The organism is Glutamicibacter sp. Je.9.36, assembly GCF_051129975.1.
GTDB lineage: Bacteria > Actinomycetota > Actinomycetes > Actinomycetales > Micrococcaceae > Glutamicibacter.
The window spans coordinates 44,499-61,595 of sequence record NZ_JBCPSN010000002.1; the positions used below are offsets into that span (position 1 = coordinate 44,499).

Genomic DNA, 17,097 nt, shown 5'->3' on the forward strand with positions numbered 1-17,097 from the left:
CCCGCATGACTCAACTTCCTGGCGTTTCCTATGTCATGCCCGTGCTGAACGAAGCGGACTACCTTGAAGAAGCGGTAAGTTCGATCTTGGGGCAGGACTATTCTGGCGAGAAGGAACTTGTACTGGCATTAGGGCCCAGTACTGATACAACAAACAACGTTGCCCGACGCCTGGCTGATGCCGACGCAAGAATCGTATTAGTCCATAATCCTCTTGGCAGAACACCCATTGGTCTCAACTTGGCTATTCGGGCGTCTACTTTGCCGATAGTTATTCGCGTCGACGCCCATAGCGAGCTGCCGTCGCACTACACACAACGTGGAATCGAAACTCTTTTTCGCGTGAATGCGCACGACGTTGGGGGACTGATGGACGCAAAAGGGCGTACACCTGTCCAGCGAGGAATCGCAGCGGCTTATCATTCGAAGTTTGGTTTTGGCGGACCGGCATATCATTCGGGTGCCCCAGAAGGCCCTGCTGAATCTGCGTACCTCGGTATCTTTCGTCGCGAAGTATTTGAAGAAGTCGGTTACTACAACGAGGAACTATGGCGAGCCCAGGATTGGGAACTCTGCTTGCGTATTCGCCAGGCGGGCCACACCGTTTGGTTCGATCCAGAACTAAAGGTCGGCTACTATCCGCGTGATAGCTTCAAATCCTTGATTAGCCAGTCCAAGGCCTCGGGGACTTGGCGAGCAGAAATTGCGCGGCGCTTCCCTGAAGGTAAGTCGTTGCGCCACGATGTTCCACCACTATTGCTTTTGGGGGTTGCAACGGGACTAGCGGCAACTGTAATTGAGCCGCTAGTTCGCGAAGCAGCCCCAACCGGTGTGAGCGTAGTTTTGAACTTGGCCAAGGCCGTACCTGCGGTCTATGCAGCGATCGCGTTGGCTGCGGGGCTGACTAGCAACGCAAAAGGATTGAAAGACAAGTTGCTGGCAGCATGTGCTTTCCCCGCAATCCATTTGCCTTGGGCTTTTGGATACATCAAGGGTCGTTTTTGCGGGGCAGCCGGCACTGTCGACAAAGGGCGCGTTAGGTAATCATGGTTGAACGTCCAAAGAATCCAACGCTCGAACAGCTGCGTGCGGTCTGCCAACCTCCGGAAGTCCGTGCGCGTAAGAATGCCGAGCACTGGACAGCTGAGCTGTACCTGCGCCATATCTCCATTTACCTCACCGCAATACTGGTGCGCACGCGTATCAGTGCCAATGGCGTTACCGGCTTGATGATTCTTGCGGGTTGGTTCATGTCTCTAGCGCTGTTGATCCCTGGCATCTGGGGACCGTTGCTGGCAGTAATCTTGTCGCAGCTCCAGCTGTATTTTGACTGTTCTGACGGAGAAGTCGCACGTTGGAGGGGAACTCAATCTCCTCGCGGTATTTTCATTGACATGGTTGGGCACCACACAACAGAGGCGCTGATCCCAATTGCTTTGGGCTACCGAGTCTTCAGAGAACTATCTGCGGATGATTCCTCAGTTGAGCAGGCCTGGCCTACACTGTTCATGGCCGCTTGCCTGTCGGTTCTTCTGGTCCTGAACCGTTCGCAGTCACTCATGGTTCATGCGGCCAGAGGCATGGCGGGTCTCGGGAAATTGCCGGATACTGCCGCCGCCAGATCTGTTCCAACAATTTCATTCGTTGGAAAGCTGCGTTCCTTGGCTCGCTTCTTGCCATTCCATAAGCTACTGCACGCAGTGGAACTATCGCTGATCATTCTTGGATGCTCAATTATCTCCGTAATCGTTGGTATTCCAGGAGTCGCTGAAAAGTGGATGATCTGGATCCTGTTGCCTGCATGCGTCTTGGTGAACTTTGGGCATTTCCTTTCCAATATGGCCTCGTCCCGACTCAAAGCATAGTTTGACCTAATTCCGTATATCCCACCGCCTTAGAGGACAAATGCCTGCAGAGATCAAGCCAACCATCGGCGTAGTTGTGTTGACCATGGGTAACCGCCCGGTTGAGCTCCGACGCGCCCTGGAATCTTTGCTGGCCCAACGCTCAGTGCTGATTGACGCTGTAGTCGTAGGCAACGGATGGGATCCTACGGATATCCCTGAAGGGATCAAGACTCATTTTCTTCCAGAGAATTTGGGCATTCCGGCCGGCCGGAATGCTGGAGTGAACCAGGTAAATGGCGAATACTTGTGCTTCCTCGATGACGATTCATGGTTCATCGATGATGACTTCTTGATTACGGCTGTCGAACGGTTCAAGCATTACCCTCGCATGGGGCTGTTGCAGCCGCGCATCACTGATCCGGAAAACGAAGAACAGAATCCACGACGTTGGATCCCGCGATTGAAAAAAAGAACGGCAGTTGAACCAAGCAAAGTTTTCCACGTGGGTGAAACTTGCCTAGTTACTACCCGTAGAATTTTTGATTCCACCGGTGGCTGGGCAGGGGGATTCTGGTACGCGCATGAAGGCATCGAACTTGCCTGGCGTGTATGGGACACCGGCACTTACGTCTGGTATGCCGGCGACATGCAGATTGGCCATCCAATCGTGGATCCACGACGCCACGACGAGTTCTATCGTTTGAATGCCCGAAACCGGGTGTGGCTGGCTCGCCGTAACTTGCCCGTGCCGCTGCGTTGGATCTATCCAACAACCTGGATGCTCATTGAGTGCTTGCGGCTGCGACACAACAAAAGCGCTGTGTCCCAGTACATAGCCGGATGGCGGGCAGGTTGGACCGGCAGCCCCTGGTACCGTGAACCACGGCCTAAACTTAGATGGAAAACAATAGTTCGCATGACCCTCGCGGGTCGTCTGCCTATTATCTAACGACGAATACAAGTGAGCGCCACTAGCTGAGCAAGCGAAGCTATTACCTTACTTCGAAAGGGACCCATGACTAAAACTGTTTTGACGTACGGAACTTTTGACCTGTTCCATATCGGCCACCTGAATATCCTGAAGCGTCTTAAGGAGAAGGGCGACCGCCTGGTTGTTGGCGTATCCACTGATGAGTTCAACGCCATCAAGGGCAAGAAGCCTGTAGTTCCTTTCGAACAGCGTCTCGAGATCGTCCAGGCCATCAAATACGTAGACCTCGCCATTCCCGAAGAGAACTGGGAACAGAAACGTACTGACATCAAGAAGTACGATGCAAAGGTCTTCGGCATCGGCGAAGACTGGAAGGGCAAGTTTGACGACCTCGGTGATGAGGTCGAAGTTGTCTACCTTCCACGTACCTCCGGTATCTCGACAACCGAAATGAAACGTGTCCTGAGCGAGTTCGATGAGCGACATGTCACGTCGTTAAAGAACACATTGGACACTTTGAGCCAGATCGTAAAGGAACTGAGCTAGTAAACTCGTTTGGTTGTAAGTTGTTGTTTTCGAGATTTGAAAGTACTCATGGCTAGCGAGCACATCACAGACTCCATCAAGTCCAGCGTAAAGGGCGCCCTGCAAAAAGTGGGGCGACGTCCGGAAGCAAAACGGATATCCCGTCTGATGGGGCTAACCGGTCGTCCGTCGGCCAATGTGAATGTTGGTGTATCCAATATTCCGGTACCAGGATCTGTAGCGGTTTACTTCGGAGATGGCGCTGACAAGATCTATCAGGTGACTCAGTGGCTTCCGGTGCTTGAAGAACTGCATGAGAAAGAAGAAGTACTGCTGGTCTTCCGTACTTTGAGTGCTTTCAAAGCGGCGGAGAAATTTACAGACCTGCCACAGATCTATGTACGCCGATTGACCGATCTCATGGATCTTTATGATGACAATGACCTGAAGCTGGTCATATACACCAACAATTCGCGCACGAATTTCCAGTCCCTGGATCACCCAAGGCTTGTTCACGTGCATGTAAACCATGGTGAGAGCGACAAACTCTCGATGGTTTCGAATAAGGCCAAGGCCTACGACAAGGTTTTTGTCGCAGGCCCTGCAGCCATCAAGCGCCACGAGGCAATGTTGATTGACTTCGAGTTCAACAAATTAGAAGTCACCGGTCGTCCGCAGCTGGATATCAACTTCGAACTCGAATTGGAACCAAGCGAGAAGTTCGATGTCATGTATGCGCCGACGTGGGAAGGGGAAAACGAAGACAACAACTACACCTCGTTGGACAAATACGGTGTTGCCATTGTCGAGTCATTATTGGAGAACCCTTCTTGGCGCGTCGTCTACAAGCCGCACCCACGAATTCAGGAAAGCAATACTCCTGGCGTTGCTCAGGCACACGCACGCATTCTGGAAATGATCGAAGCTGCCAATGAAGCCGGCGCAGAGCACGTGATATCCGAACAGGGCAATATCTTGGCCATGTTCGAGTCGATCGATGCGCTGATTACCGATGTTTCCAGCGTAGGCCTGGACTACCTGTACCTCCACCCGGGCAATCCGTTAGTCATTTCCGACCGACGTAGTAACCGCGAAATTCTTCACCGCGATGCACCCGTTGCGCAGGCCTGCCACGTGGTAGACCAAGATAGCGTGAAGAACGTTGGAGACCTGCTCGCCGATGCACTGACTCGTGACGGACACAAGGATCAGCGCATTGAAATGCGCCAGTTCTACTTTGGCGACCTGAACCGAGGCGATTCAACTAAGCGATTCCAGGACGTCATTCAGAAGCTGATTGTTGAACGTCAAGGAAAGCTGGAGAACTTCCGGGGTTGGCACAGCTAGAGGTCCGCTGACTCCTTGGTCCCGATTCGTACCATACGAATTGGGACCAATTGCTTTAAGCGCCAGATAATGACAACGCTCCAGTCGAGGCAGACTCTATGGCCATTTGCAGGTGTCCGTGGCGGTTTCAAACTGATTTGAGCGCCCATGGGCGGTAATCTTAGACTGTGGATCACATGAAATGACGGCCACTGCCGTGTGGTGCTAGCGGCCTATTCATGTTGTACACGCGCGATTTCCAGGCTGTTCCGCTGAAAGACTGACGCGGGGGATAACAGCTAAAACATTGAAGGACACTATTCGTGGCAGTTGAAATTCGAGCTATGCAAGACTTGGCGCAGTCAGCGATGCAGACTTTGCGTACCCAGCGGTTAAAGCGCAAAAAGTATCGCTACTACAGCGGCTACCAAGAGCTGAACCTTGCAATTCGTGATGAAGTTCTGCATCTGGACGCTAGCGTTGCCCATCCCGTGCAATCCGTTTCGGTATTACACGGTAGCCACATCGTTCTTTCTGTTGCGCCACTTACGTCTGATCTAGTCAAAATCGGTCACGATGAATCCCATCGAATCTATGCTGAGATCTCTCTGGATCCCCTTCTTGATCGGTGGCAAGACTATCGCGAACTCGCTTCCAGCAACGAAGAGCCGGAATCCAGCGTTCCTGATTCGGATGACGCAGATGACAACCAAGTGACTCTGGAAAATGACCTGTACGCCGGTACGGTTCGTCTTGCACTGACCTTCAGCTCCGAATTCGATCAATTGCCTCCGGGAATCGCATGGTTGCAGCTAACTGAAGACGGTGAATTGCTCAGGCGCAAAGAGGTCCGGGAACGGATCGACGCCGGGGAACTAATCCTCAACGGCCCTGTTATCGCCCACCGTATTCTGGGGCGGTTCTCGTCGACTACTTTTAGCCATGACACGGTCTATAATTCAGGCGAACGCAGCGTAGGACTTTATATCAATAAGAAGGCCGAAGTGGCTTTGGCCCTGAACCGTCCTCTACGCTTCAAATATCGAATTCGTACTGACATCACCCGGATCCACGACGGCATGCTGTCGTTGGGCGGAGTTCTGGAAACGCAGAGCGACCGGTTGTCCTCAGTCACTTTGCAACTGGTTGGACGTAAATCGGAATTTGCAGTTGAAGTTCCAGCGGAGCTGGTTTTCGACGAAAAGCATGCAGCAAAGCGCTTTGGACGTGCTATCTACAGCTGGTCAGCAACCCTGGATTTCAAATCTGCTGACTGGGAGGCGATCGATCGTGGCGATAACTACGATCTCTATCTGCTGGCGACTTCGAATTCCAGCGGTGAGCTTGCACGCATTCGAGTGACTCGTACCCCGTTTGCCGTGCGCAGCACGACGCGTGCAGATGCGGTGACAATCGGTGAAAAGACTCTAGCGATTTCTCCGTATTTCACCTTCAAAGCAAAATCAACATCGGTGATTCTGGAAGTGTTCGACAAAGAAGCCTTTGCCGTACTTGCTAACGCTAAACAGCGCAGTTTCCCAATCAGCCAGCCATCGGATTCGAAGCCGATTTGGATCGTCGGCGAACTATCCTACAAGGCTCAGGACAACGGGCTGCATCTGTTCAAATACCTGCGCAAAGAACGCCCAGATATTGATGCATACTATGTCATCGATGAGAAAGCTCCCGATTTGCGGAATTTCGATTCCATGGATCACGTCGTTTTCCATGGCAGCAAAGAACATTTTGAATTGGCTATTCGTGCGCAACGAGTCATCGGCACGCACCATGCCGATTACTTGTACCCAACAAGGCACCATAGCTTCTCCTCGCGTTGCCGCGCTACTCGGGTGTTCTTGCAGCATGGCGTCATGGGAACCAAATGGATGGTTCCCAACTACGGCAAGAATTCACCTGGCTTTGCGACGGACCTTTTCATGGTTTCCTCTGAGCGCGAGAAGCAGTACATCGTTAAGGACTTCCTCTACTCGCCTGGCGAAGTCAAGGTCACCGGGCTATCGCGGTTCGATTCCTTGCTGGCGACGGATTTGAGTGTTAACGAGAACATGCTCCTGATCATCCCAACGTGGCGTGATTGGTTGCAGAATGAGGAAGTTTTCCTAGAATCGGACTACCTCGAGCAATGGAAAAACCTGCTTAATTCGGCGGAACTTGCAGAATTAGTCCAGAGGTATGGCCTGGAAGTTGTTTTCTGCCTCCATCCCAACATGATGCAATTCAGGGATCATTTTGCTGGCGCGCCCGCTCGACTAATTGTCCAAGGTGAAATTGACGTCCAGGAACTAATCAAGACCGCGGCAATCATGGTCACGGATTACTCTTCAGTGAACTTTGACTTCAGCTTCCTGCACAAGCCTGTTCACTACTACCAGTTCGATCGCTCTCGCTTCTTGGGACCGAGCGGATCGCATTTGAACTTGGACGACGAATTGCCAGGCCGCATTGCCTTTGACGCAGAAACATTGCTGGATGATCTTTCACGTACCCTGCAACGAGGGAAAGCCATGGAAGACAAGTACCGCCAACGTGCTGACGTGTTCATGACCCATCGGGACCAAAACAATTCGCAACGCATAACGGAAGAAATCGAGCGAGCCGAGCTGCGCGGCAGACCCAACGTTGGCTGGCGTGCCGAATTGCCGGTTAAGTTGAAGAACAAGTTCCGTAGGAACAAGCGGTACTTTGACGTCATGCGCAAGCTATACAAGTTGTACAAGCTTGCTCCCATGGAAGAAGACCTCATCGTCTTCGAATCAGGTCTCGGGAATCAGTACGGCGACTCTCCTCGGTATATTTACGAGGAATTGCTGCGACAAGGTGACACACGTCGCAAGGTATGGGTTTACTCGGGAAAGCACCGCTTCTCCGATCCTTTGACGACTACCGTTAAGCGATTGTCACCGGAATATTTCTGGCACCTCGCACGGGCAAAATACTGGGTGAATAACCAGAGCTTCCCGCACTATGTGAAGCGTCGCGCGAAGGGAGTGTTCCTGCAGACCTGGCACGGAACACCACTCAAGCAGATGGCACTCGATGTTCGCGAAGTTCAAGGCCGCGATGAGGGGTATCTTGAGCGTGTTACACGAGCAACGCGCCAATGGACGCACCTCATTTCGCCTTCTCGCTACACGAGCGAGATCATGCGATCCGCCTATGCATTCTCAGGCGAAGCCGTGGAGCTTGGCTATCCCCGAAACGACATCTTGACCGGTACCGACGTTGCTGAGCAAGAAAAGCGTGTTCGTGATGAGCTTGCAATACCCCCAGGAATCAAGACCGTACTTTACGCGCCGACATTCCGTGACGATGCGGCTTCAAGCCGCGGTAAATTCAGATTCGACCTGCCAATGGATCTGGAGGAGTTCGACCGTCGTTTTGGCGAAGATACCATCTTGATGTTGCGCATGCATGTGCTGGTATCAAATGCCGTGTCGATTCCGGAGAGCCTGCGGCACCGCATTATCGATGTCTCGAGTCATCCAGATATTCAGGAACTGTACCTTGCTTCTGATGTATTGATTACTGATTATTCGTCGGTGTTCTTCGACTACTCGCTGTTGCGACGACCAATTATCTTCTATGCATACGATCTGGAGAACTACCGGGACAATCTGCGTGGTTTCTATTTGGACTACGAGAGTGCGTTGCCTGGCCCAATTGTTGAAGAAGAGAGCGACCTTTGGGATGCACTATCGTCAGCCTTGGCGGGGGCTGATCTGCCAGGGGTGAATCGAGACGAATTCATTGAAAAGTTTGCCCCAAACGATGACGGACATGCTGCGCGACGCGTTGTTGAGCGCTTCTTCAAATAAGGAAGACTCCGCAGCTTATTGAAATTGTGTTGCCGGGCCTCTTGCAGGCCCGGCACCACTATGCTGCTGAAGCTGGCTAGTGATCAGTGACGCTGTCTTCTTGCACTAGCGCCAGCGTTTCTGCAATGAAACGTTGCATGCTGGCACCGGGGGAAACGTCGCCAAAGTAGTAATTCACCAGTCCTCGTAGCTGCGGGTTGCTGCCGGCCAAGGCCTCTCGCGCCAGCCGGCTGATTTCCGTTGCCGATGCAGCTGTAAGGGCAGGCACCTGTTGCAGCGCTGGAGTTTCATCAACGGTAGCCTCGGTGGACACTGGTTGCGTCACGAACATTGGTTTCCCTGTCGCCAAAAAGTCATAAGCAACTGCGGAAATGTCAGTCACGCAAAGGTCGGCAGCTGACCACTGCCAGCCCCAGTGGGCCGAGTCATCGAAAATGAATTGGGCTTTTGAAGTTTCGCTGTGCGCCCTCAGCTGTTTTCGGATTCTTTCTACGCCTTGCCCATAGGGTTTCGCACCCATTCCAGAACGTGGATGGGGACGAAAAATAACGTTGAATCCGCCGTCCTTGATCAGGGCGTCAATTAATTGTTCACCATGGGATAGTACTGAGCCATAATTCATGGAAGGCCGGTCGCCTTCCCACGTTGGGGCATAGAGAAGTGTTGGTAGTTCCTTATTCAGGTTCACCGGCGACGCATAATCCACATCTATTTGCGGACGCCCAATTAACCGGCATCGCAACGAAGCGTCGAAATTGCGCAAGTGATTTACCAGGCGATCTTTAGCTGCTTCACCGGCTGAAAATACATAATCGTAGGCCTTGAGCTGGTTGGACCACATGTAGGCTTTTTCGCTTTCGCCATGGCAGATGAAGACATGATTAGGCGCATTGAACCGCATGATTTGAAAGTTCCGGATATTTTGATTCACGTAGAACACCACACGTAGATCCTGGGATTGCATGAATCGCTCAACATCTACAACGGCGGGGGCGAAGTGAATCGGTAGCGGGCATTCCTTGCGCAGCGACAGTGCAGTATCAGGACTTCGTACGATGATTACCACCGGCACGAATTCTGCCAAGGCTAAAAGCGGTTCGTACCATTGCCTGATCTGGTAGGCGTTGGCCATCTCATCGGGAAAGTGCAGCGCTACCTTGTACCGGTCAGCGTCCACGGGCAGGTGACGTAGTTCTGTGGCGTGGTTCTGAATGAACTTCAGGTGTCGCCGTGTCTCATAGCGCGATTGCACTTTCTTGACGACGCTATTGACGGTTCGTAACACTTTCACAGAGAATCCCTCACCACTTAATTCGAAGCATGACCAAGCATAATTCGCTGGGCAGGCTTTCTTCGGGACGTTTGCTATAAGCCGTTTTGCGTCGCGCTCGCCCGTGGCGTTATTCCGATTCTTCTTCGAAGTCCGCGGCCCGGATTGCAAGGTCGGGAATGTTGGATTAGCAACGCGTGCAAGTAGGGATTGGCAGGTCGTCTACGATATGCTGTGGTGAGTGCAACACCGGCATCGAGCTCTGAAAACTGGTTTCAGTTTGGGAACTTGGCCTACGGCAAGCTAAGATGAAATGTCGGACTATGTTTCTATAGGAGTCATCATTAGCGAAAAGCGTTCTGATCGATCGTCACACGGCGAACTCGATCGCAACTCGCCTCTGGTTTTTTCAACCAGGGAGCTCGGCCGTTCGCCTGGCTCAATGAAAACTCTCAATGAGCAGGTTTCGGCACCCGCAGATGTGGGAAATGCACTCATCGGTATTCGTGGAGGATCTGAGCTTGACTTAGATCTTCGCTTTGAAGCCGTGCATGAAGGAATTCTGGTATCGGGTACCGCTACAGCGCAAATCGCTGGGGAATGTGGACGATGCTTGGAGCCCATCGAGTACGACTTCGAGGCTGATATTCAAGAGCTCTTCTATTATGAAGAGAGCGAAGAATTCGAAGACGATGATGATGTGGATCAGTATTGGGTGGTCGGTGACTTGATTGACATCGATCCGGTAGTACGGAGCGCAGTGGTTACCGCCCTGCCGTTCCAGCCGGTTTGCCGGGAAGATTGCTTGGGGCTCTGCAGTGAATGCGGAATCAGTCTCAACGATGACCCTCAGCATGATCATGAGATTCTGGATCCACGTTGGGCAGCGCTAGCGCAGCTGTCCGACATTGTCGCAGAGGATGCGACAAATGATAAAACGTCAGACAAGAGAGAAGAGAAGTAGTCGTGGCTGTTCCAAAGCGGAAGATGTCCCGTGCGAATACTCGTGCCCGCCGTTCTCAGTGGAAGGCTACCGCACCGAACCTGGTGAAGACCGTTGAAAACGGTCGCGTAACCTACAGCCTGCCTCACCAGGCTAAGGTTGTCACCGACTCGGCTGGTACCGAATTGTTCCTTGAGTACAAGGGTCGCAAGGTCGCAGACGTCTAAGACATGTCTTCAAAAGAAGAACTTATGAAGCGTCTCGGAATCGATATTGATTCCGAGACGTTTCGTCTTGCATTTACCCACCGCTCATATTCCTATGAGAACGGTGGCATTCCAACGAATGAACGCCTTGAATTCTTAGGCGATTCAATTCTTGGCTTCTGCGTTGCAGAATACCTATACGCAACTTTCCCGAATCTGCCAGAAGGCGATCTCGCGAAGCGGCGAGCGGCTATCGTCAGTACCCGCGCCTTGGCGATCATTGCCCGTGATCTGGAAGTGGGGGAGCACCTGCTCCTAGGACGTGGGGAAGCCCAGTCCAACGGAGCCAATAAATCCTCCATTCTGGCAGACACCATGGAAGCAATTCTTGGGGCCACCTATTTGGTTCAAGGCATGGAAGCTGCGCGCTCGTTTGTGCTTCGTTTCGTCACTCCACTGCTGGAAGATCATCGGCTGCTGGGCGCGACGACTGACTGGAAAACTGTAATCCAGGAAGAAGTAGCCTCCCAAAAGCTAGGCGAGATGCACTACCAGGTCACTGGTTCCGGTCCTGACCACGCACGCACCTACCTTGCCGAACTCCACATCGGAAACGAGGGATACGGCCAGGGACATGGGCCATCCAAGAAGGAAGCTGAGCAGGAAGCGGCGCACAAGACTTGGCTGTTGCTGCATCCAGGTGAGCAGCTACCTAAGGGATAGCGTTTAGTTCATGCCAGAACTGCCAGAAGTTGAAGTAGTCCGCGAAGGGCTGGATAAGTGGGTTCGCACTCGAACGGTACTAACCGCTCAAGTGCTGGACCCGCGTTCCGTCCGCCGTCATGCCGACGGCGTTGAAGATTTTGAACAGACATTGAGCGGTTGCTCTATCGCTTCCGTGGTTCGCCGGGGCAAGTTCCTCTGGATGGACCTCGAAGGCCTTTCAACTCCTGCAGCATTGGTTGCCCACCTCGGCATGAGCGGTCAACTTCTTGTCGAAGAACCTGATGCTCCCGATGAGAAACATCTAAAAGTCAGGCTCTCACTCAGCGAAAGATCCGATTTCCCCAGTGAACTGCGTTTCGTAGACCAGCGTATCTTTGGGGGAATGTTCCTCTCCCCACTGGTTGCAACAACCGATGGGTTGCCTGCCGGAGCCGGGTCGCTAAAAGCATCGATCCCACAGGCGGCCGCTCACATTGCCAGAGACGTGATGGATCCTCACCGCAACCCCGAAGACCTGTACGTCGCGCTTCGCAAAAAGACGACAGAACTCAAGAGAGCCATTCTGGACCAGGGGATCATTTCCGGAGTCGGCAACATCTATGCGGATGAAGCACTCTGGCAAGCAGGCCTTTCAGGTTTGCGCAATACTGGCACTATCAGGCGTCCAGAAGTGCAACGCCTCAATAATGCTTTGGTTGATGTGATGACACGCGCCCTCGCCGCTGGTGGTACGAGCTTTGATTCTCTATACGTGAATGTTAACGGCGCTAGCGGTTACTTCGCCAGGTCCTTGAACGCCTACGGGCGCGAAGGCAAAGCCTGTCTGCGTTGCAGAGAAAACGGTCGTGAGTCTCTTATTCGTCGTGATCCCTTCATGGGCCGTTCTTCCTACAGCTGTCCCGTGTGCCAGCCGCGACCACGCCGAACAAGACGTTAGCTGCGATTCCAAAGTATCGTTTACTCGTGGCTGGCACTCCCGGGGATCCGATCAAGAGGCAACACGCGATTCGTGCTAGCCCCGGGAAGTCAATTCACATGTTCGATGAACAACGACTACGTGATCCTGAACCCCACAGTGACGATTCCGTCCCAGGCTGAAGGCTGTGCGGATTGTCCGCAAAAGTCCGAAACTTTATCGACAAGTGGTTGTGCCGCAGACTCTGAACTAGCGGCAACAAATAATTCAAGTGCACCATCCGGGCGGCTTGTAATTTTACCTGAAATGCCTCCAATTCGTGCTAATTTCTTGATGGTTCTACCTGAATATGGACGTAACTGAACAGAACCGCTCTCAGAGTCGAAAAGGTACCTTTGGCGAAACGGAAAACCGTGCTTAGGCAGTGCGGGTAACGTTAGTTTCGAAGCCAAACCTTCTGCGAACAGATTACGCACCGCAGAGGGATCAAAGCGGATCGTTTTGAACGAGTCACCGGTGGGCCTGGAAGAGCTAGGGAAGAACGAGTCAAGTATGGCTTTTGGAACGTCGCGACCAGTGCCGATCGATGGATACATATTCACGCCAATCTGTGGCCGCGAATTGATTTCAATTATCACGTAGTTTGTCTCGTCAGATCCGTCGTAGAGCACGTCTACTCCAGCTATATGGATATTTGGGAGAACGCGCACTGCTCGTATCGCGGCTTCCTTGATAGCATCAGGAATAGTCTCTGTTACGTCCTGGACATCGCCACCGGCAGATGCATTTGCAACCCTGCGTAATGTCACTTGTTGATTTTTCCGTGGAATAGTGTCAATGGTCAGTCCTTGGTCCGTCAGACACTTGCGGACCTCGTAATCAACTTTGATTAACCCAGAACCCAAAAATGGATTTCTGGTCCGACGGTTGTTTTTGATGGCGATTAGTTCTTCAATGGTGGATCTTCCATCACCAACAATATTGGCGGGTATCCGCTTGACCGCGCCGACAACACGATTTCCTATCACAAGTAGACGGTAGTCGTCTCCTCCATGATGACGCTCTAAAAGGATCGTATCTTGTTTAAGCATGACAGTCAGTTCATGGAAAGCATCCCGAAGTTCGTTCCAATCGTTGAGGTTCGAGAAGACACCACGGCCCATTGAACCTTGATTTGGCTTCAAAACGAGAGGATATCCCATTATTAAACCGAGTTCACGCAGCTGTTCGTATGTTGTGTTCGATGTCTCTAGCAGAATACTCCGTGGCGACGGTATTGCGTGTCTTGTGAGTATCTGGTTGGTTTCTCCCTTTCTATCGAGGCGAAGATAGTCTGCTCGTGGGGTAAGTGAGTCGGGCCTAGCGAAATTGAAGTCGATCTTAGTGGTGCCATCTGAAATGGAGTAGAGGTGTAGCTCGGGCGCCGTGAATGTCACTTCTAGTCCTCGTCGCCATGCTTCTAAAGCGATCGCGAAACTTGAAAGGCCACTACTCCCCAAGCGCCGGCCCATCAATCGAGATGAGAAGTGAACGGGCCAAACTACTACCATGCTTATCTCCTTCGAGGGGGGGGCACCCAACTAATCTATGTTCTCGTAATCATTGTTTCACGGATGGTCGTCAACTGAATCGTGACCCAACGCGTTCGTCTCCCCCGAGTTTGGCTGAAGATATTCTATTCGTAAGTGACACAGCTGCGCGATTTATTCTTCCTATATTTTTGATTGTAGAAGTGCGAATCTTAAGCTATCAGCTGGGGACACACATCGCCTATAATCAATAGTTCTACGCCACCACTTGCGCGGTGGAGAACCCGCATTCAACAATGTTGCTAACCTAGGGGACAAGAACCCAGTCGGACGTGAAAGCCTTCATGGCATGGTTTGCACCCTTAGGAAAAATTCTGGCTCGGTATCTACCTTTCCGCGTTACAGTGAAGGCCATACTTTTAACCAACCCTCGGTGCTCGTGTATTAGTTCGTTTTCGTAGTAAATACGGATCACTGCTCGTGTGTCTTTGCTGCAACGATCAAGTCGAAGAACATGGTTAAGGCAAAGCAGAGTACCAAACTGTGATCTTTGACGATCCTTCACTTCGACTCCTTCATGTGGAATGGAAGGGAGGGCGCTAGAAACCTTTGGAGTCTCCTGTAGGCTAGTTATTTGCTTTGGGGTGGAGTTTCCAAGCTTCTTCGCTTCAAAGTCGAAGGTTGTGATGAGGGTAGTTACACTTTCCGACCGGCCCTCGAATATAACTTGAATCTGTGAGCCAGGGACTTTGTGACCAAAACTCGGAAAGCGCCATCCTCGCGGACGAGATCCACTTAGCCCGGTAAAGCGAACGATCTTCTGGATATCGACGCCAGAAAAATCGAGCCTGATGACAGGTAAGGAATCGATACAACCTATGACATAATTCTCAAAGATTTCTACTCTGAGAAACGGAACAAAATTCCAAATTAATGAGTAGATATGGTTAGATTCTGAACTTAGTTTGTCTACCACTCGGATGCGTTGCAGATCATCGGACATGAATAATGATCGATTATGGGTAGTGCCGGTGAACCTGGGGTTTGATGCTCTTACATAAATTTCCCCGAGTTCTCCGACTCGGCTGCGAGTCATCGAAACATGGTCATATTTTCTGTCATGCCGGGGTAAAGATTTATAGTCCAGCGCAATTGAATTGTGTGCAAATTGACTGAAAGCATACTTTGTCATGGCATCTTGCATTTGATAGCCGAAAGGTCCAGCTTCAGTCAGTAATTCGTAGCCATATTTCCAAAGGTACACGTGGAGATCATCCGAATGTTTGTGGTAGGCCCCGTTGTATGCAGCTATAAACGCCAGATATCCAGCCGAACTATCGCTCCAAGACGTGCGATGAAAAAAGTATCCAGAGACCGGTTCCGACAATGTGCGGGTACCGGGTTCACTACCTCGCGAACCGCAAGAAGACACGTAAGCAAACTCCTCGCTATTGAAAACGTTGTTCCGTGCTCCTGAAAGAGCAACTTGCGCAGTATCACTTAGTGGGAGAAATTTCCCGTCTGGTTGAACACAATGAATCGTATGCGATTCGGCACTCGCGAGTATCTTGCTTAACTCAGGGGGAATAACACCGAAAGCAGCCTCCATGAACAATGAGTGTTCGTGAATATGTCTAGCTATCATTAGGTGATAGGACGGACTGTGTTCGATATGCACTCCTTCGGACGTGAAGGAATATGCAAAATACTCAGAAATACGCGTCAGGGAGCGGGCTAAGAAGTTGGATCGAGTGGCATGCTCTGCCCAGTCAGCATAGACTGCATAGTCTCGCAGAGACTTTGCCTGGAACATACCGTGATTGTTTTTTCCAGCATAGAAATCGTCTGTGTACAGGAGTGCCGCGGTTTGGTCCATTAAACGTTGTAGTTCACTGATCAAACGGGTTCTTTTATGCCTCATACAAAGGTGATGTAAATGGATAGCTGCAGCTAATCTTTGCGCGGTGGTTTCATCATGATAGACAGTCTTGTAGCTTAAATCGGATTCCTGCAATGAGCCATATTGTTCAATCCAGATTAGAACGAAATTTTCAACATGGTCGAAGTCTTTGGCGGAGGACTCCAAAGCTGCGTACCACCCAGAAAGAAATATCCACCCCTGTACAAAACGATTCACGCTATTGTTATTCGATAGTTGAATAGTTCCATTCACTAATATCTCCACAGATCCCCAGTTGGGATGTGAGAGCGAGCCGGACAGAGTAAAATTCTGGAGATTCCTGAGGGTGCTCATGGTTGAACTTGATTTAAAACGATTCACGATGTACTGACGAATTTGGATTTGGTCCAGAGAATCGAAGACGTCAGGATCGTTGATATTTCTCTCCAATGAAAACAACTTTCTACGTGATCCTCTGGAAGTTCAGGGAGGAGTGCTATCTAGTGAATGTAGAGTCAAATGCGAGATATTGACACTTCAATAAATTTTATCATTGAGTCACCAGCATACATATTTTTCTGAAAGTGATGGAGTACTATTTCCATTCAGTAATAAGTACCCGCGCGGAAACACTAAGGATTAATTTGGGCGAAAGAACTTCTCGAAGCTCACAAAAATCGAGAGGTGCTTGAAGGGTTGATAGCAGACTAGGGCGTCAAGATCTACACAAGATCACGAAAAGTCGACCACTGTTTACCGTACGCGGTTTGATGCCACTGTCTTTCGAGAGAAAGATGACACCATACCCAAGAAGTAGCCTTCCGAAGATCGTGACCGTGCCGTACAGCTGGTCCTGGATCGTCTCCCCGAACACCCATGCGTGCACGCGGCTTGCAAGGTCTTTGCTCCGATACTGGATGCCGGTCCCGAGTCCTTGCGTCGTTGGGTGTTCCCGACCCATGTTGACACCGGAGTGAAGGATCGGTCAACCACCGATTATCAGGATTAGCGCAAGCGCCAACCTGCCCAAAACCGGGATCTGAAGGAAGTCAATGAAACCCTGAAGATTACATCGATTCTCTTCGCGGTGAAGCTGGACCCTCGCCGACGCTGATCTGCGCCGTCCTCCGTCAGCAGGCGTGC

General features: G+C 51.3%; 13 protein-coding genes. 10 read left to right on the forward strand and 3 right to left on the reverse strand.

Going from position 1 to position 17,097, the window contains the following annotated elements; genetic code table 11:
* Positions 1-5 precede the first annotated feature (5 nt).
* The 6 genes from AAZQ98_RS04560 (at position 6) to AAZQ98_RS04585 (ending at position 8,464) form a co-directional block, all read left to right on the forward strand.
* Positions 6-1,043 (forward strand): glycosyltransferase family 2 protein, encoded by a 1,038-nt coding sequence (locus AAZQ98_RS04560; RefSeq protein WP_388021784.1) that lies wholly within the window; start codon positions 6-8, stop codon positions 1,041-1,043.
* A gap of 2 nt (positions 1,044-1,045) precedes the next feature.
* Entirely contained in the window at positions 1,046-1,864 is an 819-nt protein-coding gene (locus AAZQ98_RS04565; protein WP_434690169.1) for a CDP-alcohol phosphatidyltransferase family protein, read from the forward strand.
* A 40-nt stretch (positions 1,865-1,904) separates the two neighbouring features.
* A complete protein-coding gene (locus AAZQ98_RS04570) occupies positions 1,905-2,795 on the forward strand; it encodes a glycosyltransferase family 2 protein (RefSeq protein ID WP_400288827.1) in 891 nt (296 codons plus the stop codon).
* A 66-nt stretch (positions 2,796-2,861) separates the two neighbouring features.
* Positions 2,862-3,323: an adenylyltransferase/cytidyltransferase family protein gene (locus AAZQ98_RS04575; RefSeq protein WP_105659212.1), complete on the forward strand. Its 462-nt coding sequence runs from the start codon at positions 2,862-2,864 to the stop codon at positions 3,321-3,323.
* A 48-nt stretch (positions 3,324-3,371) separates the two neighbouring features.
* Positions 3,372-4,649, forward strand: coding sequence for a CDP-glycerol glycerophosphotransferase family protein (locus AAZQ98_RS04580; protein WP_434690172.1), 1,278 nt, complete (start codon positions 3,372-3,374; stop codon positions 4,647-4,649).
* 302 nt (positions 4,650-4,951) lie between these two features.
* Positions 4,952-8,464, forward strand: a complete 3,513-nt coding sequence (locus AAZQ98_RS04585; RefSeq protein WP_434690175.1) for a CDP-glycerol glycerophosphotransferase family protein — start codon at positions 4,952-4,954, stop codon at positions 8,462-8,464.
* 76 nt (positions 8,465-8,540) lie between these two features.
* Here the strand turns inward: AAZQ98_RS04585 and AAZQ98_RS04590 are convergent, their stop codons facing one another.
* Positions 8,541-9,755, reverse strand: coding sequence for a CDP-glycerol glycerophosphotransferase family protein (locus tag AAZQ98_RS04590; RefSeq protein WP_434690176.1), 1,215 nt, complete (start codon positions 9,753-9,755; stop codon positions 8,541-8,543).
* Between the two features lie 421 nt (positions 9,756-10,176).
* On the opposite strand from AAZQ98_RS04590, the gene AAZQ98_RS04595 reads away from it, so the two are divergent.
* The 4 genes from AAZQ98_RS04595 to mutM are packed head-to-tail and all read left to right on the forward strand — an operon-like array spanning position 10,177 to position 12,546.
* Entirely contained in the window at positions 10,177-10,698 is a 522-nt protein-coding gene (locus tag AAZQ98_RS04595; RefSeq protein ID WP_181148963.1) for a YceD family protein, read from the forward strand.
* A 2-nt stretch (positions 10,699-10,700) separates the two neighbouring features.
* Positions 10,701-10,904, forward strand: coding sequence for a 50S ribosomal protein L32 (rpmF, locus tag AAZQ98_RS04600; RefSeq protein ID WP_013348816.1), 204 nt, complete (start codon positions 10,701-10,703; stop codon positions 10,902-10,904).
* 3 nt (positions 10,905-10,907) lie between these two features.
* Positions 10,908-11,606, forward strand: a complete 699-nt coding sequence (rnc, locus tag AAZQ98_RS04605; RefSeq protein ID WP_434690181.1) for a ribonuclease III — start codon at positions 10,908-10,910, stop codon at positions 11,604-11,606.
* 10 nt (positions 11,607-11,616) lie between these two features.
* Positions 11,617-12,546, forward strand: a complete 930-nt coding sequence (gene mutM / locus AAZQ98_RS04610) for a bifunctional DNA-formamidopyrimidine glycosylase/DNA-(apurinic or apyrimidinic site) lyase (RefSeq protein WP_400342290.1) — start codon at positions 11,617-11,619, stop codon at positions 12,544-12,546.
* 116 nt (positions 12,547-12,662) lie between these two features.
* Here the strand turns inward: mutM and AAZQ98_RS04615 are convergent, their stop codons facing one another.
* Both AAZQ98_RS04615 and AAZQ98_RS04620 read right to left on the reverse strand, forming a co-directional pair.
* Positions 12,663-14,075, reverse strand: a complete 1,413-nt coding sequence (locus AAZQ98_RS04615) for a hypothetical protein (RefSeq protein WP_434690184.1) — start codon at positions 14,073-14,075, stop codon at positions 12,663-12,665.
* A gap of 286 nt (positions 14,076-14,361) precedes the next feature.
* Entirely contained in the window at positions 14,362-16,308 is a 1,947-nt protein-coding gene (locus AAZQ98_RS04620) for a heparinase II/III domain-containing protein (protein WP_434690187.1), read from the reverse strand.
* Positions 16,309-17,097: the final 789 nt, after the last annotated feature.

Excerpts from the sequence above, each read along its gene's own strand:
- AAZQ98_RS04560 (WP_388021784.1), top strand. The coding sequence starts at position 6 with ATGACTCAACTTCCTGGCGTTTCCTATGTCATGCCCGTGCTGAACGAA.
- AAZQ98_RS04565 (WP_434690169.1), top strand. The coding sequence starts at position 1,046 with ATGGTTGAACGTCCAAAGAATCCAACGCTCGAACAGCTGCGTGCGGTC.
- AAZQ98_RS04570 (WP_400288827.1), top strand. The coding sequence starts at position 1,905 with ATGCCTGCAGAGATCAAGCCAACCATCGGCGTAGTTGTGTTGACCATG.
- AAZQ98_RS04575 (WP_105659212.1), top strand. The coding sequence starts at position 2,862 with ATGACTAAAACTGTTTTGACGTACGGAACTTTTGACCTGTTCCATATC.
- AAZQ98_RS04580 (WP_434690172.1), top strand. The coding sequence starts at position 3,372 with ATGGCTAGCGAGCACATCACAGACTCCATCAAGTCCAGCGTAAAGGGC.
- AAZQ98_RS04595 (WP_181148963.1), top strand. The coding sequence starts at position 10,177 with ATGAAAACTCTCAATGAGCAGGTTTCGGCACCCGCAGATGTGGGAAAT.
- rnc (WP_434690181.1), top strand. The coding sequence starts at position 10,908 with ATGTCTTCAAAAGAAGAACTTATGAAGCGTCTCGGAATCGATATTGAT.
- mutM (WP_400342290.1), top strand. The coding sequence starts at position 11,617 with ATGCCAGAACTGCCAGAAGTTGAAGTAGTCCGCGAAGGGCTGGATAAG.
- AAZQ98_RS04615 (WP_434690184.1), bottom strand. The coding sequence starts at position 14,075 with ATGGTAGTAGTTTGGCCCGTTCACTTCTCATCTCGATTGATGGGCCGG.
- AAZQ98_RS04620 (WP_434690187.1), bottom strand. The coding sequence starts at position 16,308 with ATGAGCACCCTCAGGAATCTCCAGAATTTTACTCTGTCCGGCTCGCTC.